General features: G+C 68.9%; 19 protein-coding genes. 12 read left to right on the top strand and 7 right to left on the bottom strand.

The annotated features are described in order from the left end of the window. Nucleotides 1-46 precede the first annotated feature (46 nt). The 4 genes from CAP40_RS17170 (at nt 47) to CAP40_RS17155 (ending at nt 3,720) form a co-directional block, all read left to right on the top strand. Entirely contained in the window at nt 47-1,807 is a 1,761-nt protein-coding gene (locus CAP40_RS17170; protein ID WP_306298593.1) for a TadE/TadG family type IV pilus assembly protein, read from the top strand. Further along, entirely contained in the window at nt 1,804-2,397 is a 594-nt protein-coding gene (locus tag CAP40_RS17165) for a TadE/TadG family type IV pilus assembly protein (RefSeq protein WP_086130749.1), read from the top strand. Before CAP40_RS17170 ends, CAP40_RS17165 begins: the two co-directional genes overlap by 4 nt. Further along, nucleotides 2,394-3,107, top strand: coding sequence for a TadE/TadG family type IV pilus assembly protein (locus CAP40_RS17160; RefSeq protein ID WP_086130748.1), 714 nt, complete (start codon nt 2,394-2,396; stop codon nt 3,105-3,107). Before CAP40_RS17165 ends, CAP40_RS17160 begins: the two co-directional genes overlap by 4 nt. A gap of 73 nt (nt 3,108-3,180) precedes the next feature. After that, nucleotides 3,181-3,720 carry a PH domain-containing protein gene (locus CAP40_RS17155; protein WP_086130747.1) on the top strand — a complete coding sequence of 180 codons (540 nt, stop codon included), beginning with the start codon at nt 3,181-3,183 and terminating at the stop codon, nt 3,718-3,720. A gap of 40 nt (nt 3,721-3,760) precedes the next feature. Here the strand turns inward: CAP40_RS17155 and CAP40_RS17150 are convergent, their stop codons facing one another. Both CAP40_RS17150 and CAP40_RS17145 read right to left on the bottom strand, forming a co-directional pair. Then, nucleotides 3,761-3,952, bottom strand: a complete 192-nt coding sequence (locus tag CAP40_RS17150; RefSeq protein ID WP_144034409.1) for a hypothetical protein — start codon at nt 3,950-3,952, stop codon at nt 3,761-3,763. 82 nt (nt 3,953-4,034) lie between these two features. Beyond that, nucleotides 4,035-5,612, bottom strand: a complete 1,578-nt coding sequence (locus tag CAP40_RS17145; protein ID WP_086130745.1) for an ATP-binding cassette domain-containing protein — start codon at nt 5,610-5,612, stop codon at nt 4,035-4,037. Nucleotides 5,613-5,760: 148 nt separating this feature from the next. Here CAP40_RS17145 and CAP40_RS17140 point away from each other — a divergent pair, with 148 nt between their 5' ends. Next, nucleotides 5,761-6,222, top strand: a complete 462-nt coding sequence (locus CAP40_RS17140; protein WP_086130744.1) for a vgr related protein — start codon at nt 5,761-5,763, stop codon at nt 6,220-6,222. On the opposite strand, the gene CAP40_RS17135 is transcribed toward CAP40_RS17140, so the two are convergent. The 4 genes from CAP40_RS17135 to CAP40_RS17120 all read right to left on the bottom strand — a co-directional run bounded on the left by CAP40_RS17135 (nt 6,219) and on the right by CAP40_RS17120 (nt 9,649). After that, complete coding sequence (locus tag CAP40_RS17135) at nt 6,219-7,724, bottom strand: hypothetical protein (RefSeq protein ID WP_144034408.1); 1,506 nt, start codon at nt 7,722-7,724, stop codon at nt 6,219-6,221. The genes CAP40_RS17140 and CAP40_RS17135 overlap by 4 nt on opposite strands. A gap of 191 nt (nt 7,725-7,915) precedes the next feature. After that, nucleotides 7,916-8,359: a hypothetical protein gene (locus CAP40_RS17130; protein WP_086130742.1), complete on the bottom strand. Its 444-nt coding sequence runs from the start codon at nt 8,357-8,359 to the stop codon at nt 7,916-7,918. A 32-nt stretch (nt 8,360-8,391) separates the two neighbouring features. Continuing rightward, nucleotides 8,392-9,399: a hypothetical protein gene (locus CAP40_RS17125; protein ID WP_086130741.1), complete on the bottom strand. Its 1,008-nt coding sequence runs from the start codon at nt 9,397-9,399 to the stop codon at nt 8,392-8,394. Continuing rightward, nucleotides 9,386-9,649: a hypothetical protein gene (locus CAP40_RS17120; RefSeq protein ID WP_086130740.1), complete on the bottom strand. Its 264-nt coding sequence runs from the start codon at nt 9,647-9,649 to the stop codon at nt 9,386-9,388. Before CAP40_RS17120 ends, CAP40_RS17125 begins: the two co-directional genes overlap by 14 nt. A 193-nt stretch (nt 9,650-9,842) precedes the next feature. Here CAP40_RS17120 and uvrA point away from each other — a divergent pair, with 193 nt between their 5' ends. Further along, nucleotides 9,843-12,878 (top strand): excinuclease ABC subunit UvrA, encoded by a 3,036-nt coding sequence (gene uvrA, locus CAP40_RS17115; protein WP_086130739.1) that lies wholly within the window; start codon nt 9,843-9,845, stop codon nt 12,876-12,878. Nucleotides 12,879-12,941: 63 nt separating this feature from the next. Here the strand turns inward: uvrA and CAP40_RS17110 are convergent, their stop codons facing one another. After that, on the bottom strand, nt 12,942-13,349 hold the full coding sequence (locus tag CAP40_RS17110) for a hypothetical protein (protein ID WP_086130738.1): 408 nt from the start codon (nt 13,347-13,349) through the stop codon (nt 12,942-12,944). Between the two features lie 271 nt (nt 13,350-13,620). Here CAP40_RS17110 and CAP40_RS17105 point away from each other — a divergent pair, with 271 nt between their 5' ends. From CAP40_RS17105 to CAP40_RS17085, 6 genes are all read left to right on the top strand, one after another. Further along, complete coding sequence (locus tag CAP40_RS17105; RefSeq protein ID WP_086130737.1) at nt 13,621-13,833, top strand: cold-shock protein; 213 nt, start codon at nt 13,621-13,623, stop codon at nt 13,831-13,833. Between the two features lie 94 nt (nt 13,834-13,927). Beyond that, nucleotides 13,928-14,137 (top strand): hypothetical protein, encoded by a 210-nt coding sequence (locus tag CAP40_RS17100; protein WP_086130822.1) that lies wholly within the window; start codon nt 13,928-13,930, stop codon nt 14,135-14,137. Then, nucleotides 14,134-14,292 (top strand): hypothetical protein, encoded by a 159-nt coding sequence (locus CAP40_RS20545; protein WP_167301521.1) that lies wholly within the window; start codon nt 14,134-14,136, stop codon nt 14,290-14,292. Before CAP40_RS17100 ends, CAP40_RS20545 begins: the two co-directional genes overlap by 4 nt. A 183-nt stretch (nt 14,293-14,475) precedes the next feature. Continuing rightward, entirely contained in the window at nt 14,476-15,012 is a 537-nt protein-coding gene (locus CAP40_RS17095; protein WP_086130736.1) for a DUF3617 domain-containing protein, read from the top strand. Between the two features lie 116 nt (nt 15,013-15,128). Then, a complete protein-coding gene (locus CAP40_RS17090; protein ID WP_086130735.1) occupies nt 15,129-15,530 on the top strand; it encodes a glycine zipper 2TM domain-containing protein in 402 nt (133 codons plus the stop codon). 74 nt (nt 15,531-15,604) lie between these two features. Further along, nucleotides 15,605-16,030: an OsmC family protein gene (locus CAP40_RS17085; RefSeq protein WP_086130821.1), complete on the top strand. Its 426-nt coding sequence runs from the start codon at nt 15,605-15,607 to the stop codon at nt 16,028-16,030. Nucleotides 16,031-17,066 lie beyond the last annotated feature (1,036 nt).

Raw genomic sequence — 17,066 nt, 5'->3', positions numbered from 1 at the left:
ATGCTCCATATTGTGGACCTTAGCAGGTCCCGGTGCGGAGCGTATCGTGGTGCAGGATCGGCAACGTCCCGCGGGGTTCTTGGCGCGTCTCGCGCGGGACCGCCGCGGCAATACCCTGGCGATGATGGCGGCCGCGCTCATCCCGCTTGCCGCCTTTTGCGGCTGCGCGATCGACTCCGCCCGCATGTACGTCGTCAAGACGCGGCTGCAGCAGGCGTGCGATGCGGGCGTCCTGGCCGGCCGCAAGTTCATGACCGACACCTCGGCCGGCAACACCACGCTGGACGCGACCGCGACTGCCCAGGCCCAGACCTTCTTCACCAACAATTTCCGCACCGGCTGGTTCAAGACCAGCACCGCCAGCTTCACGCCCAGCAAGACCTCGGACGCCCAGGTCGCCGGCACTGCCCAGGCAGTGGTGCCGATGACGATCCTGTCGATGTTCGGCGTGCCGAGCCAGACGATCAACGTCACCTGCCAGGCGAGCTACGACGTCGGCGACACCGACGTGATCTTCGTGCTCGACACGACGGGCTCGATGGCCTGCCTGCCGCAGGACGACGACAGCACGTGCAACAACTATGTCGGTTCGGCCGGCACCACCACCTACACCCGCCCCGCCGACGGCGCGGGCAGCGGCAATGACAGCGTCGCCGGCTATCCGGGCAGCACCGCCTATTACGTGCCGGAGAAGAGCGGCTCACGCATCTCGGCGCTGCGCTCGGCGGTGCTGAACTTCTACGACACGCTCGCCGCCGCCGCGGATCCCTCCACCCATATCCGCTACGGCTTCGTCACCTACACTTCCACCGTGAACGCCGGGAAGGCGATCGTCGCGCTGTCCCCCGCCTATATGGTGGGCGGCACGGGCAGCGCGAACACGCAGTGGAACTATGAATCGCGCAGCCAGACCGGGAACCTGCTCGGCATCCCGATCTGGAAGTACCAGCAGCTCAATTTCGACGTGCGCAGCTTCGTCGCCGGCAGCACGGTCACCGATCCCAGCAAGACCACCGGCGCCACCAATCGCTGGACCGGCTGCATCGAGGAGCGCGCCACCACCGCCGGCACCACGAGCTTCAACACCTCGACGCTGCCGCCCGATCTCGATCCCGATCTCGTGCCCAATTCGAACATCGACACCCAGTGGAAACCGATGTGGCCCGAGCTCTTCTATGCCCGCAACAATTATTCGAGCACCGCCACCGCCACTTCGACCGGCGACAGCAGCGGCAGCCCGAACATCGGCACCGCGTCCTATTACCAGCTCGGCTATGTCTCCTGCGGCAAGCCGGTCTCGCGCCTGGCGGTGATGACGCGGACCCAGGTGTCCAACTATGTCAACGCCAGCGATTTCCGGCCGATCGGCGGCACCTATCACGACACCGGCATGATCTGGGGCACGCGGCTGCTTTCGCCCACCGGCATCTTCGCGGCGGACACCGCGCCCTGGCCCGCGCGCCAGGCGCCCAACCGGGTGATCGTGTTCCTCACCGATGGCGACATGGCTCCCAGCACGTCGATCTACGGCATGTACGGCAACGAATATTACGACCGGCGGGTGAGCGGCGGCGACTTCACCAATCTGAAGGCCTATCACAACGCCCGCTTCCTCGCGGAATGCGCCGCGGCCAAGGCGCGCAACATCCAGATCTGGACGGTGACGATCGATTCGAGCGCGACCACCCAGATGCAGTCCTGCGCCACCACCACCAACCAGGCGCTCGCCACCACCACCGGCGCCGGCCTGTCCACTGCCTTCGCCACCATCGCCAAGCAGGTGGCGATGCTGCGGGTCTCGCAATGAGCCGGCACGGCCTCGTCCGCCTCCTTCGCGACCGGCGCGGCGTCACGGTGGTGGAGTTCGCCTTCGTGCTGCCGGTGATGCTGGTGCTGATGATGGGCATGATGGAGCTGGGCTATCAGGCCTATGTCCAGTCGGTGATCACCGGCGCGGTGCAGAAGGCAGGGCGCGACAGCGGTATCCAGGGGGCCACTCCCGCCTCGATCGATGCGCGCGTGCTGGCCCAGGTCCAGGCGGTGGCGCCGGGCGCCGCCTTCGCCGCCGGCTCTCCCACCCGGCGCAGCTATACCAGCTTCAGCGCCGTCGCCCCGGAGCCGTTCGTCGACACCAACGGCAACGGCGTGCGCGACCCCGGCGAATGCTACACCGATATCAACGGCAACGGCCAATGGGACGCCGATGCCGGGCGCGCGGGCCAGGGCGGGCCGAACGACGTCACCGTCTACACCGCCGCGATCACCTATGGCCGCCTGTTCCCGGTCACGCGCCTGTTCGGCTGGCCGGGCACCGCAACGCTCAGCGCCACCACCACGCTGATGAACCAGCCCTACGCCACCCAGAACATCCCCTCGCCGGCGACGATCTGCACATGAGCCGGCATCGCGTCCCGGCACCGCTCCGCCGCTTCGCCGCCGCCAGGTCGGGGCTGGCGATGCTCGAATTCGCGCTCGCCCTGCCCGTCGTGCTCGTGCTCGGCTGCTACGGGGTCGAGACCGCGAACCTCGCGCTCGCCAATCTGCGGGTCAGCCAGCTCACCGCGAGCCTGGCCGACAATGGCTCGCGCATGGGCCTGATGAGCACGGCCTCCACCGTCCAGCTGCGCGAGCTGGACATCAACAACGCGCTGCAGGCCGCGCGCCTCCAGGGCAGCGCGCTGGGGATCGGCGCCAATGGCCGGGTGACGCTCTCCAGCCTCGAATATGTCCAGCAGAGCTACGACACCGCGCCGGTGCAGCGCATCCACTGGCAGCGCTGCTTCGGGCTCAGGAGCGGGACCGGCTATGATTCGAGCTACGGCACCACCAGCGCGGCCGCCGGCACCGACGCGACCCAGGCGAATGCCGGCACCGCCAGCGCCGGCATGGGCGATCCGGGCGCGGTCGTCACCGCGCCGAGCGGCTCGGGGCTGATCTTCGTCGAAGTGAACTACGATTATCAGCGCCTGTTCGGCTCCAGCTTCATGGGCCCGGCCAGGCTCCATTATGTCGCCTCCTTCATCGTGCGCGACCGGCGCGACTTCTCGCAGCTCTTCAATCCCGTCCCCGCCGCCACGCGCTCGACCTGCGACAAATATACAAGCTGAGCTTCCCCCGAGTTGATGTGGCGGCGCCATCCGCTATCTTCCCCGGCCAACACCGCAGGAAAGGCCCGCACGCATGCCGCAAGTCCTGGATCGTTTCCGTTCCTCCACGCTCGGCTGGCTGATCGGCACGCTCGCCGGCTGGGGCACCTGCTTCCTCTTCCTGCTCGGGCTGGTCGGCACCTTCTATTTCCTCGCCCAGGGCATGCTGGCCGGTGCCGCCTGGGTCGCGCCGCTGCTGCTCGTCGTCGCGATCGTGGTGCTGGTCCTCAAATGGTTCGAGAATCTCGGCATCGCCTATGAAGTCACCGAGGACCGGCTGATCCTCCACAAGGGCATTCTCCGGAAGTCGATCGACGAGATCGAGCTCTACCGGGTGAAGGACGTCCGCATCGACTTCACGATCGTCAACCAGCTGGCGGACATCGGCACGATCAGCATCGCCTCGTCGGACGAGACCACGCGCGAGGCGCCGCTGGTGATCCGCGACGTCGCCCGCGCCCGGGCCCGCCGCGAGAAGCTGCGCGACCTGGTCAACACCGCCCGCCGCACCCGCGGCGTGCGCGAGATCGACATGGTGCACGAGGATCTGGGCGAGCCGCCATTGCAAGGCTGAGAAGGGCGATCCGGACCATGCGCCCCGGCGATCGGAAGCCCTATTTCGCGGGCCGCGTGATCTTCACGGCAACCCATAGCAGCCCAAGGCCCAGCGCCAGGATGCCCGTCGCTTGCAGGGCGCTCTCGCCGAGCGACAGATACCGGTGGGCGTTCTTGTAATAGACCCTGCCGCCGCCGAGCAGGATCAGCCAGCAGCCGATCCCCATGATCGTGCCGAGCACGCCACCCACCCAACAGCCATAGATCAGGCCTAGGCTAACGCGCTTTGACGGCTCCTGCATCCATCGATGCTGGCGCGGCACGCCTGCCTCGTCAACATCCCACCGCGATCTCCCGCGCCACCCCGATCGCCTCCAGGAACGCGCGGTCGTGGCTGACCACCAGCAGCGCGCCGTCAAAGCCGGCCAGCGCCGCCTCCAGCACCTCGATCGATTCCATGTCGAGATGGTTGGTCGGCTCGTCGAGCAGCAGCAATTGCGGCACCGTCACGCCGCCGAGGACACAGGCCAGCCCCGCGCGCAGCCTCTCGCCACCGCTGAGATCGCCCGCATGCTTCAGCGCATCCCGGTTGCGGAACGCGAAGCGCGCGCAGGCGGCATGGGCCTCGCGCTCGGTAGCACCCGGATGCAGTCTCCGGAAATTGTCGAGCACAGACGCCCCCGGCTCCAGCAGCCCGACATGCTGGTCGAGCATCGCCACCCGCCCCTCGGCCCGCCGCACCGTGCCGCGATCCGGCGCCAACGCGCCCGCCGCCATCCCGAGCAGGCTCGTCTTGCCCGCACCGTTGGGGCCGGTCACCGCCACGCGTTCCGGCCCGGTGATCTCGAAGCGCCATGGCCCGAACACCCGGCCCGCGCGCACCAGCGCCGCGTCCTCGAACGCCAGCAATCGCCGGTTCGCCGGCAGGCCGATGGCAGGCAAGTCGATGACCAGCGGCGTCACCACTTCCACCCCGGCCCGTGCCGCCGCCAGCCGCTCCGCCGCAGCGCCCACCAGCCGCTCGCCCAGGCCCGCCCCGCGCCCGGCCGAATTCTCCGCCCGCTCCTTCTGCCGCCCGAGCAGGATCTTCGGCGCCGATCCGCTCGCGGCATAGGCGCGACCGGCCCGGTCGCGCCGCGCCTGGCGCTCCCGCGCCTGCTGCGCCCCCGCCTCCGCGCCGCGCAACAGGTCGCCCGCCCGCTCCACTTCGGTCACGGCCCGCGCCCGCTCCGCCGCCCGCGCGGCCGCAAAGGCCGACCATCCGCCGCCGAACACGCGCGCGCCGAGCGGCGTCAGTTCGACGATCCGGTCCATATGCTCGAGCAGTTCGCGGTCATGGCTGGCGACCAGCACCCCGCCGCGCCATCCATCCACCAGCGCCGCCACCGCCGCGCGGCCCGCGGCATCGAGATTGTTGGTCGGCTCGTCGAGCAGCAGCAGATCGGGCGCGTCGAGGCGCAGGCGCGCGATCCCCGCCCGCGTTCGCTCGCCGCCCGAAAGCGTCGCCACGCGCCGGTCGACCGCCATCGCGTCCAGCCCGGCCTCGCCAAGCGCCGCGGCCACGCGCTCCTCCAATGTCCAGTCGGCCTCGGCAAGGTCCTCCGCGCTCCCCTTGCCAGCCAGCACCCGGGCCAGCCGGGCCAGCTCCGCGCGCACGCCGAGCACTTCGTCGACGCGCCAGCCGCCCGGCCAGTCCTGGCGAAGCACGCCGATGCTGCCGGCACGCGTGACGTCCCCCGCCACGGGCGGCATTTCGCCCGCGACGATGCGCAGCAAGGTCGATTTGCCCGAGCCGTTGCGCCCCGCCAGCCCGGTGCGTTCCCGCCCGAGCGCCAGCGTAAGGCCGTCGAAGAGCCGGCCGCCCTCAGGCGTGGCGGCGGAAAGCGAATCCAGAGTTACGAAGCAAGACATGCGGCACCTGCGGGCAGGACGAGACGATCGGGCGAACGACGATCGGTTCCTGGCGCATGGCGGCTCACTCCTTGGGAATTCGGGAAGGCGCTATCTGGCGGGCCGGCGCGCGGATGACAAGCCCGTCCGCCCGCGCCATCTAGGGCGCATGCCTGCTTCCCGCCCGCTCACCCCCGGCGAAGCCGAGCTCGCCCGCTCGGTGTTCGGCGACGCGCTCGATCCGGCGCGCGCCTTCGTCGCCAATCGCAAATGGGCGTTCTTCCAGCCGCGTAACACCACCATGGCGCCGCTCGGCACGATCCACTTCAACCCCGCTTCGGGCCTCTACCGCGAGGATTTCGCCGCCGCCCCCCTCGTGCTGCAGGGGCTGTTCGTCCACGAGCTCGTCCATGTCTGGCAGCATCAGCAGGGCCTGTTCCTGCCGCTACGGCGCCATCCCTTCTGCCGCTATGGCTATGTGCTCGAGCCCGGCCGTCCCTTCCTGCGCTACGGCATCGAGCAGCAGGCGGAAATCGTCCGCCACGCGTTCCTGCTCGGGCACGGCGTCGAGCTGCCCGGCGCCGCGCCGCTGAGCAGCTATGCGGCGCTGCTGCCCTTCCACACCGCCTAGTGCGGCATGTCCTCGGACGTGATCTTGGGCGGGCGTGGTGACGGAGCCGGATGCGGAGCCGGTGGCGGCGCGCTGGGGCGCGGCGGCGGCGTGTAGCTTGGCCGAGGCGGCGGCGCGCTGCCGGGTGCGGGCGCCGCGGGCCGCTGCCAGCCCCCTTCCGGCCGCGGCGGACGCGGCGGTGCGGGTGCCGCGCCCTCCCCGGCCGCGGGCAGGCGCGGGCGGTTCCAGCCCCCTTCCGGCCGGACCGGACGCGGCGGCGCGGGCGTCGCATTGTCTCCATCCGCGGGCGGGCGCGGGCGGTTCCAGCCACCCTCCGGCCGGGGCGGGCGCGACCATGCCGGCGGCGCGGGCGGATTCTCCGCCCCGGCAGGCGGCGGGACCGGCGCGGGCGACGGCGTCGCCACCGGCGGCGGTGGAGTCGGGCGCTGCCAGCCGGTGCCGCCGCCGGGCCGGGGCGGGCGCGGGCCGGAACCCGGCGGATTGCCCGTATCCGGCCCCGCGCCGGGAGCTCCCGGTGTCGGCATCTCGGGGCGGCCGCGCCGCCAGCCGGGTGCGCGCGGGCCGTCCGGCCCGCCGTTCCAGGGGCGCGTCATCGGCGGCCGGCCCGGCACCGGAGGGCCGCCGGGCTCGATGTTCGGCGTGCCCGGGCGCGGCGGCGGATTGGTCCCCGGCCCGCCGGGGCGACCCGGCTGGCGCGACCAGCCCCAGCCCGGCTGCGGCGGGCGCTCTGCCCCCGGCCGGCCCGGTTGATGCGGCCCGCGGCCCGGCGGGTGGAAACGGCCCGGCGGCGGGCCCTGGAAACCGCCCTCGCGCCAGTGGCGGAAGCGCTGGGCGGCCTCGCGGCGGCGGCGCTGCTCGGCCTCGAAGCGGCGGCGCCAGGCCGCGGCATCGCTGCGGTCGTGATAGCGGTTCCAGCCCGGATAGCGGCTGCGGCCGCTGTCCCAGACCTGGATGAAGCTGAGCAGATAGGGGCTGGCATCGATCCAGGCATCGGTATCGACCGGGCGATAGTCGTGCCCCGCCAGCGCCTCGCGCAGCCGCACGGCGCGCGCATAGAGGTCGCCGGCCGCATCGTCATAATCGCCGAACTCGGCCCGGGGCGCCGCCTCGCCATCGGCGTCATAGACCATGGCGAGCCGCCCGCGCACATAGGCAAAGCTCATCCCCGGCTCGACCGCGAGGAACGGCCCGGACGCGCCCGGCGCGAAATAATAGCTGCGGATGCCACCCGCGCCCGCATCCTCCACGATGATCGTATAGCCGTCGGCCGTCTGCCAGGCCCAGGGTTCCTGCCCCTCGAAGGCGAAGGCGAAGTCGGGCGGCGCGTCGCCGATCGCGTCCCACAGCGCATCGGCCTGGTCGATCCATTGATAGTCGTCGGCCGATTGCGGTGCGGACTGGCCCATGCCCGGCGCCGCCCCGGCCATCGCCACGCCGGCGCCGGGCAGCGCGAGCGCCGCCCCGGTCAGCATCGTCAGCCGGATCATCCTCTCGAACCGCATCGCCCTGCCCTCCTGTATCGTGCCGCGAGCTTCCGCCCACGCCGCTGAACGGCATGTGAAATGCATATGCAGCTTCGCGAAAGGAAGGCCAAGGAGCGGCCCGCCGGGTCGAGGGGCGGACCGCTCCCCCCTTCGCGAGAGCGGCGAAGGAAAGCGAGCCGGGGCGGCGGATCATGCCTGCACGACGTGCGTCATTCGGCCTTTCCGTTGCGGTTGGTTTCGGCGACTTCGCCGGCGGGCGCCGCTTCGTTGGCCATGCCGGCATTGGCCATGGAATTCTCGATCCCCTCGGATCCGCAGGCGCCGGAGACGGCGCTGCCGGGAACCCAGAACACGACGATTCCCACCGCGAACAGCGCCAGCCAGATCGGCGCCTTGGCCAGCGCCTCGACCAGTCCCTTGAGCGCCTCGAATACTTCCTTGAGCGGGGTCAGGGTGCGCGGCGCCGCCGCGCCGTCGGCCGCATTGGCGGCCAGCGCCTCCCGCGCCTTCGCAATCGTCTCGAGCACCATCGCGACCAGGCCTGCGGCAAGTGCCGCCCAGAGAAACCATCGGGCCAGCCCCGCCATTTCCAGCCCGGCCGGCACATAGCCTGTGCAGAACGCGCGCATCGCGTCCATCGTGGAATCGCTCATTGCACCACTCCCTGCGTCACCGGCCGGCCGGCTCAGAAATGTCCGATGCGGAATGCGAGGACGATCGTGCTTTCCTTGGGCTTGTCGACGAAGGAATCGCCGCCCTCGGTCCAGATGACCGAGAAGCCGGCCCGCCAGCCGGAATCTTCCGACTGCGCGATGAAATAGGTCGCGGACAATTGCATCCGCGCCTCGGTCTTGTCGGTCAGGTCGGTCCGCCGCGGCGAGGCCGACAGCCGCTGGCGTACCGTTCCGGTCAGGTTGACCTCGAACGGGGGATTGATGAAGCCCGGCGTCAGCTTGAGGCCAGCACCGGCGAGAACCGAAGTGACCCCGCCCGTAACCTTCGCGCCGGTCGACGCATCCACGGCCCCGTCCAGGATATCGTCATGCGCGATCTGGATGCGGGGGCTGAACGACCAGGAAAGTGATCGGTTGTGCCTGCCCTTGAAGGGCGGGCTTTCGTTCGCGCTCCCCTCGAACCATCGGAGAAACGGATAGAGATCGAGGCTGGCCTTCAGCGATTCGGCATGCTGCTTGCGGCAGAAGACGCTGGTCGTATCGGTATCGCACGGGGCCTTGCCGCGATCGGGAAAGATGCCCTCGCGCGCATAGTCCAGCCCCGCCAGTGCGCGCAGCCCGGCCTCGCCACTGGCCGAGATCGTACGATATTTGGCGGTGAGGCCGGCCGCGAGATTGTCCTGCCGGCTGCTCTTCGCATTGCTTCCCGCATAGGAAATGCTCGGCCCGATCGAGAATTCCGTGCCCTGGGCGGGTGCCTTGTACACGCCGATGTCGAGATCGGCGTTCAGCTCCACATTGTAGAAGTCCGGCCCATCGCGATCGATCGTGTAGCTCAGCAGCGCCGGCTGTTCCCATGGCTTCGCGCCGGGTGCCGATTGCTGCGAGAGGCTGAAGTCGACCTCGATCTTCTTCTTCTTCGCCGGCGCGGGCCCATCCTGGGCCAGCACGGCGCCGGGCGGGCACAGGGCCAGCGCGGTGAACGCCGCCAGCGCGGCGCGCGGATCAATCGCAGACATAGCCGATGACCTCCCCCACCGTGGTGGTCACCTTGATCGTGCCGCCGGGAATCTCGGGCTTGCCGCGCGCGCGCTGCTCGGCCCGGACCTTCACTTCGAGCCAGGCGCATTTCTGCGGCCCGAAGCCGATGTCCCCCAGCTGCGTATCCAGCGGGATATCGTCGCGGATCAGGCTCGCGCGCGTCAGCCCGTCGATATAGGCGAGAATCTGGCTCCGGCAGTCACCGGAAAAAACTTCCCTGGTCAGCATGGGAAACCTCCCTCTTCCTTGACGGAGGATCGATCCCATATTTCCCGGAGCATCACGCGTGACGGCCGTCACGCCGTCCTGCCCCCTCGCCCTTGCCGCACCCGCCCCGTGGCCCCACATGCGATCTCGCGCGTTGACCTCGCCGGCGTGCTCCCTATAATCGGAACATAACTGGAACAGTCAGGCTTCCCGCATGCTTACCCACATCTCCGTCCGCGGCGCGCGCGAGCATAATCTGAAGGGCGTGGACGTCGACATTCCGCGCGACACGCTCACGGTGATCACGGGCCTTTCGGGCTCGGGCAAATCGAGCCTCGCCTTCGACACCATCTATGCCGAGGGCCAGCGCCGCTATGTCGAGTCGCTGAGCGCCTATGCCCGCCAGTTCCTCGAACTGATGCAGAAGCCCGATGTCGATCATATCGAGGGCCTGAGCCCCGCCATCTCGATCGAGCAGAAGACGACTTCGCGCAACCCGCGCTCGACGGTCGCCACCGTTACCGAGATCTATGATTACATGCGCCTGCTCTGGGCGCGCGTCGGCATTCCCTATTCGCCCGCCACCGGCCTGCCGATCTCGGCGCAGACGGTGAGCCAGATGGTCGATCGCGTCCTGGCGCTGCCCGAGGGCACCCGGCTGCTCCTCCTCGCCCCGGTCGTGCGCGGCCGCAAGGGCGAGTATCGCAAGGAGCTCGCCGAATGGCAGCGCGCCGGCTTCCAGCGCGTCCGCATCGACGGCGAGACCTATCTGATCGAGGAGGCCCCCGCCCTCGACAAGAAATACAAGCACGACATCGAAGTGGTGATCGACCGCCTCGTCGTCCGCGACGATATCGCCACCCGCCTGGCCGAGAGCTTCGAGACCGCGCTCAAGCTCGCGGAAGGGCTGGCCTATGTCGATCTGGTGGACATGACGGTCGCCGAACTTTCTTCCCCCCTCCCGCTTGCGGGAGGGGCCGGGGGAGAGGCCGGGGGAGGGTCAGTGCGGGAGGCACAGTCGACGTTCACGGCAGAAGGCCAGGACTCACCCTCCCCTAACCCCTCCCGCAAGCGGGAGGGGAATCTCAAGGGCGCCGGCATCCCCGACAACCGCATCGTCTTCTCCGAGAAATTCGCCTGCCCGGTCTCCGGCTTCACCATACCGGAAATCGAGCCGCGCCTATTCTCGTTCAACGCGCCCCAGGGTGCCTGCCCGGCATGCGACGGCCTGGGCGAGAAGCTGGTGTTCGACGAGGATCTGGTCGTCCCCAATCACGATCTCAGCATCAAGAAGGGCGCGGTCGTCCCCTGGGCCAAGTCCAACCCGCCCAGCCCCTATTACATGCAGGTCCTCGGCAGCCTCGCCCGCGAGTTCGGCTTCAGCCTCGACACGCCCTGGCGCGACCTGCCCGGCGAGGTCCGGCTGATCATCCTCCACGGCACCGGCGGCAAGCCGGTCACCCTCACTTTCGTCGACGGCAAGAAGTCGTACGATGTGAAGAAGCCGTTCGAGGGCGTGATCGGCAACCTCAACCGCCGCATGCTCCAGACCGAATCCGCCTGGATGCGCGAGGAGCTGTCGAAGTACCAGGCGGCCCATCCCTGCGAGACCTGTGGCGGCGCCCGCCTCAAGCCCGAGGCGCTGGCGGTCAAGATCGCGGGCGAGGATATCAGCCATGCCACCCGCCTCTCGGTGGTCGATGCGCTCGGCTGGTTCAAGGCGCTCCCCGCCACGCTGACCGACCAGCAGCGCGAGATCGCCCGCGCGATCCTGAAGGAGATCGACGAGCGGCTGGGCTTCCTCAACAATGTCGGCCTCGACTATCTCAACCTCGATCGCACCTCGGGCACGCTTTCGGGCGGCGAGAGCCAGCGCATCCGCCTCGCCTCGCAGATCGGCTCGGGCCTGTCGGGCGTGCTCTATGTGCTCGACGAGCCGTCGATCGGCCTGCACCAGCGCGACAACGACATGCTGCTCGCCACGCTGCGCCGGCTGCGCGACCTCGGCAACACCGTGATCGTCGTCGAGCATGACGAGGACGCGATCCGCACCGCCGACTATATCCTCGACATGGGCCCGGGCGCCGGCGTCCATGGCGGCGAAGTCGTCGCGCGCGGCACGCTCGACCAGATCCTCACCGCCACCGGCTCGGTGACTGCCGACTATCTCAACGGCACCCGCGAAGTCCCGGTGCCGGCGAAGCGCCGCAAGGGCACCGGCAAGAAGCTCACGGTGGAGAACGCCACCGCCAACAACCTGCGCGGCGTCACCGCGTCGATCCCGCTAGGCACCTTCACCTGCATCACCGGCGTCTCGGGCTCGGGCAAGTCGAGCTTCACGATCGACACGCTCTATGCCGCCGCCGCGCGCCAGCTGAACGGCGCCCGCCTGCTCGCCGGCAAGCACGATCGGATCACCGGCCTCCAGCACCTCGACAAGGTGATCGACATCGACCAGTCGCCGATCGGCCGCACCCCGCGCTCGAACCCGGCGACCTATACCGGCGCCTTCACCAGCATCCGCGACTGGTTCGCGGGGCTGCCCGAGGCCCAGGCGCGGGGCTACAAGCCCGGCCGCTTCAGCTTCAACGTCAAGGGCGGCCGCTGCGAGGCATGCCAGGGCGACGGCGTGCTCAAGATCGAGATGCACTTCCTGCCCGACGTCTATGTCACTTGCGACGTCTGCCACGGCGCGCGGTACAATCGCGAGACGCTGGAAGTGAAGTTCAAGGGCAAGAGCATCGCCGAGGTGCTCGACATGACGGTCGAGGACGCGGTCGAGTTCTTCAAGGCCGTCCCGCCGATCCGCGACAAGATGGCGATGCTGGCCGAGGTCGGCCTGGGCTATGTCAAGGTCGGCCAGCAGGCGACGACGCTCTCGGGCGGCGAGGCGCAGCGAGTGAAGCTGGCGAAGGAGCTGGCGCGGCGGGCCACCGGCAACACGCTCTACATCCTCGACGAGCCGACCACCGGCCTGCACTTCGAGGACGTCCGCAAGCTGCTGGAAGTGCTCCATGCGCTGGTCGAGCAGGGCAACACCGTGGTGGTGATCGAGCATAATCTCGACGTCATCAAGACGGCGGACTGGATCCTGGACCTGGGGCCCGAGGGCGGCGTCAAGGGCGGCGAGATCGTGGCCCAGGGCACGCCCGAGGACGTGGTGAAGGAACCGCGCAGCTACACGGGCAGGTATCTGGCGCCGCTCCTCGAAAGGAGCGGTGCACGGAAGGAGCCGGTAGCGGCGGAATAGCGCACCCTCTTCCCGTCCGCGGGGCGAGGGTAGAGGAGAGGGGCGGCTTGCCCCTCCCCTTACTCAATAGAAGCGCGCATAGACCTTGGCGCTGCCGAAGCTGCCCCGGCAGTATCGCGCATTGCTGGGCCAGGGCCTCCTGCCGTTGCGATACGACCAGCTGCTCGATTCCCAGCCATGGGTGATCAGCAGCCTGCCCGGCCGCGCCTGCACCTGCTGGCCGATCCAGCGGTCGAACGCCGCCTGCATCAGCCCCTTCACCCGCGCCGCGTCGCCGCAGTTGCGCACCCCGGACCAGGTGCCGATCGCTCCGGCCAGGTCGGCGCGGGCGATCTCGATCCGGGCAATGTCGGCATCGGCCGGCAGCGCGTCGCGCGTCAGCTCGCTGGGGGCGAGGGTCTCCTGTGCCTGCGCGCCCAGCGGCGCCAGCAGGGCGGCCGCGGCGGCGGCCAATGCGATCCTGTAGCTCATGTCTCTTCTCCCTGAACGAAGGCCAGGCCTTCCGCGCCCGAGATAGCGCCGGCCCGGAACCGGCACGCGTGACGGCGATCACGCGGCGGGAGGAGGCGGCGCCCGCATGACCAGGGGGTTGCGCTTTCGGCCCCCGCTTCCCACATACTTGCCGCTACAGTCGCATTTCGACGGTTTTCGGCGCTTTGCGGCCCCTTCTTCCTCCCATCTGCCCCTTGCAGCGCGAGGTCCGCTCGCACTGGGCGCGGCCGATACCATGAGGAAGAAAGCCATGAGCTATACCGGCACCGTCAAGTTCTTCGATACGACGAAGGGCTTCGGCTTCATCTCGCCCGATGGCGGCAAGGACGATCATTTCGTCCATATCAGCGCCGTCGAGCGTTCGGGCATGAGCACGCTCAGCCAGAACCAGCGCGTGACCTACGAGCTGGAGAACGACAAGCGCGGCCGCCCGTCGGCCGCCAATCTGTCGCCGGCCGAATAACGGACTCCGACAGGCGGCCTTGGCCGTCGGCGGCGTCTTCCGCTCCCTTGTGGGGGCGCCGCCACCCCAACGTCCTCTCTTGGAGAACGCATTAGTGGCAAACCAACCCGATTTCCGGGCTCAGGCGGCGAAATGCCGTGCCGAGGCCGATGCCGCCACGCTCGACAATGTCCGCGAACAGCGGTTGCGGGCAGAAGCGGCATGGCTCGAAATGGCCGTCCGCCAGGAACGTACCGTCAGCTCGCGCATTGCACGAGAGGCGGCCAGTCCGGCCATCCGATCAACAACACAGGAAACTACATGAACTTTTTCAATCGAATACACGAAACCCAGATTATCCGCGGCGCCAGCCGGCCCTTCCAGGCCTTCGTGCCGCCGCACCGCCGCCTCTTCCCCCTCGAGACCAGCCAGCGTCAGCGCGCCATTGCCCGCGCCGCGGCGATCGAGGTGCTCGGCTAGGGGCCGGCGTTTCTCCCCGGGGCCGGCATACCGGCCTGGCCCCGGCCCATCCCTTTCCATAACGCTTCCGTCCATCCGGTCTCCTCGTGCGCCCAGTCGAGCGCGGCGGCGGGGCCGCATGCCCTTTTTCCGCGTTCAAGGCATAGCCCCGTCCGGGGCAGGTCAACTGAAGAGGGGATTTCGATGAAGCGCTTCACCATGCTGCTGCCGCTGGTCCTTGCCGCCTGCAATTCCGGGCCGAAGGTCACGGCCGAGAATGCCTCGGTCGAGGAAGTCTCGAACAAGGTCGCCGCGGCCCAGGGCGCCGGCAGCTTCATCTCGCCGGGCCATTGGGACGGCAAGGTCACCATCACCAATCTCGACATGCCGGGCATGGACAAGATGCCGCCCGAAATGGCGAAGGCGATGAAGGACAAGATGATGAAGGGCCAGGAGTTCGCCAGTTGCGTGACCGAGGCCGACGTCAAGTCGCCCAAGGCCGGCATGTTCGGCGGCGACAAGAGCTGCCGCTACGATCACTTCACCATGGCCGGCGGCACGATCGACGCGAAGATGACTTGCGAGACCGCCGGCCAGAAGCGCGACATGACGATCAAGGGCAATTATTCCCCCGATTCCTATCACACCGAAGTAACCTCCAGCGGCGGCCAGGCCGGCACCATGGCGATGACGATCGACGCGAAGCGCGCCGGCGCCTGCACCGGCAAGGAGAAGAGCTGACGCAAGCGGCGGGGCGGCGAAACACCGGCCCCGCCGCCCGATTTCGTGATGGAGGCGAAACCTTTTCCGCCCCCCGTGCATTCCCCCAGGCGAGCGGGTTCACGGAGGAGAGACCGATGCGCATCCTGATCCTCGGCCTGGCGGCCACGACGGCGCTTGCCGGCTGTACCGATTACGACACGCGGCCCGGCGGCGGCTATGGCTATCGCGATTACGACTATAACCGCCCCGATCCGTCGTATGGCGGCTATTATGCCGATCGCTATTACCGCGAGGGCCGCGGCTATCGCGAATATCGGCTGGGCCGGAACGACCGCGTCTATCGGGGCCAGGACGGCCGCTATTATTGCCGCCGCTCCGACGGCACCACCGGCCTGGTGGTCGGCGGCGTGGCCGGCGGCCTGCTCGGCGCGGCGATCGCACCGGGCGGCTCGGAACTGCTCGGCGCGCTGCTCGGTGCGGCGGCCGGCGGCGCGGTAGGCTCGTCGGTCGAGAAGGGCGAGGCGCGCTGCCGCTAGTCCGAACGGGCGGCCTTCAAGCCGGGCCCCGGATTCCCTAGATCGGGGGCCCGGCAAAGAGGGAGATGCATATCATGACGACCCGTACCGCGACTGCCCGCTACGAAGGCTTCGGCAAGGAAGGCAAGGGCCATATCACCACCCAGTCGGGCGTGCTGACCGACCAGTTCTACGGCTTCAACACCCGCTTCGCCGACGAGCCCGGCACCAATCCCGAGGAACTGGTCGCCGCCGCCCATGCCGGCTGCTTCACCATGGCACTGAGCTTCGCCCTGGCCCGGGCCGGCTTCAGCGAAGGCGCACTGGAGACGCGCGCCGCGGTGAAGCTCGAGCAGGACGGCGACGGCTTCACCATCACCCGCTCGGACCTGACGCTCCGGGCCAGCGTCCCCGGCCTGGCCCAGGCGCAGTTCGAGGCACTGGCCGCCGGCGCCCATGCCAATTGCCCGGTCTCCAAACTGCTCAAGGCGGAAAGCAGCCTCGACGCGACCCTGCTCTGAATATCGCGAGGAGTTGCCTGGCCCGTCATCGTCATCCCGGCCTTGGGCCGGGGTGGCGACCAGGTGCACGGGAAGCGAAAACGGGGCCCCGTAGCGTATGTTTCGTAAACTTCCAGGTGCGGTGGTGGGTATCGCTCGGCCTCGGCGTCGCCCTAGTCCGGGACCTAGCGCATGATCGACATTCCAGCACTGCCCCTTCCATTCCTGGTGGCGAGGGCAGGAAGTTGAATGTCGAAGCCTCTCCCTTCCGTCGTGCTGAACTTGTTTCAGCATCCAATTCTCCACCCGCGGTATCGCCGGTGGCACGTTGGACCCTGAAACAAGTTCAGGGTGACGAAAGAAGTTGGCTGGAAGCGTTCCGGCCCGCCAAGCCACCGTTAGCCCGAATATCAATTGGTCCTAGCCGCCACACAGATGCCGATGTCGGAGGAACCGGGGTGACGGCAACGAACCAGATGCCCGCCGGCTCCCGAACTCCGGGCCCTGCGGCGCCGGACAACGCAAAAGGGGCCCGGCATCGCTGCCAGGCCCCGTGTCGCCGGACTGCTGCCGTGGATCCGGACGGATCGTCGGCATGGTTTCGGCGGCATCCTCGGCTCGCGCCGGCAAGGGCATGCGAACCTCGGGTCGGTCGTCGAGGCTGGCCGTTGTCCACTCACCCCGAAGGGGAGTTGCGGTTGCCAGCCCCGGCGGCCCGCTTCGTCTCTCCGGCCGGGGGCCGGAAATCGGAAGCCTTGCTGGATGCTTCTCTCCGCTCGATCCCTCCAGATCCTTCCGCATCGCTTGCGCGTCGCGTCCGGCTGGCCAATCTCCCGGCAGGCCGTTCCTTCGTCCGCGAAGCCGGGCGCTTGCGCACCCCTTTCCGCGAACCAGGGTTCCGACCCCTTTCCGCTTCGCCCTTCCGCCTCGGGCAATGCTTGCGCAGCACCCTCCGCTTCCGGCCGAACCGTGCTCCGGCGTCCCGCGAAACCTTAGCAGCGCCTGGGCGGCACTTCGGCTTCGCAACTTCCGGGGCCTCGCATCCCCGAACCGTAAC

The sequence above is a fragment of the Sphingomonas sp. IBVSS2 genome (genome assembly GCF_002127225.1).
Classification (GTDB): domain Bacteria; phylum Pseudomonadota; class Alphaproteobacteria; order Sphingomonadales; family Sphingomonadaceae; genus Sphingomonas.
This window is presented reverse-complemented; position numbering and strand designations above follow the sequence as displayed.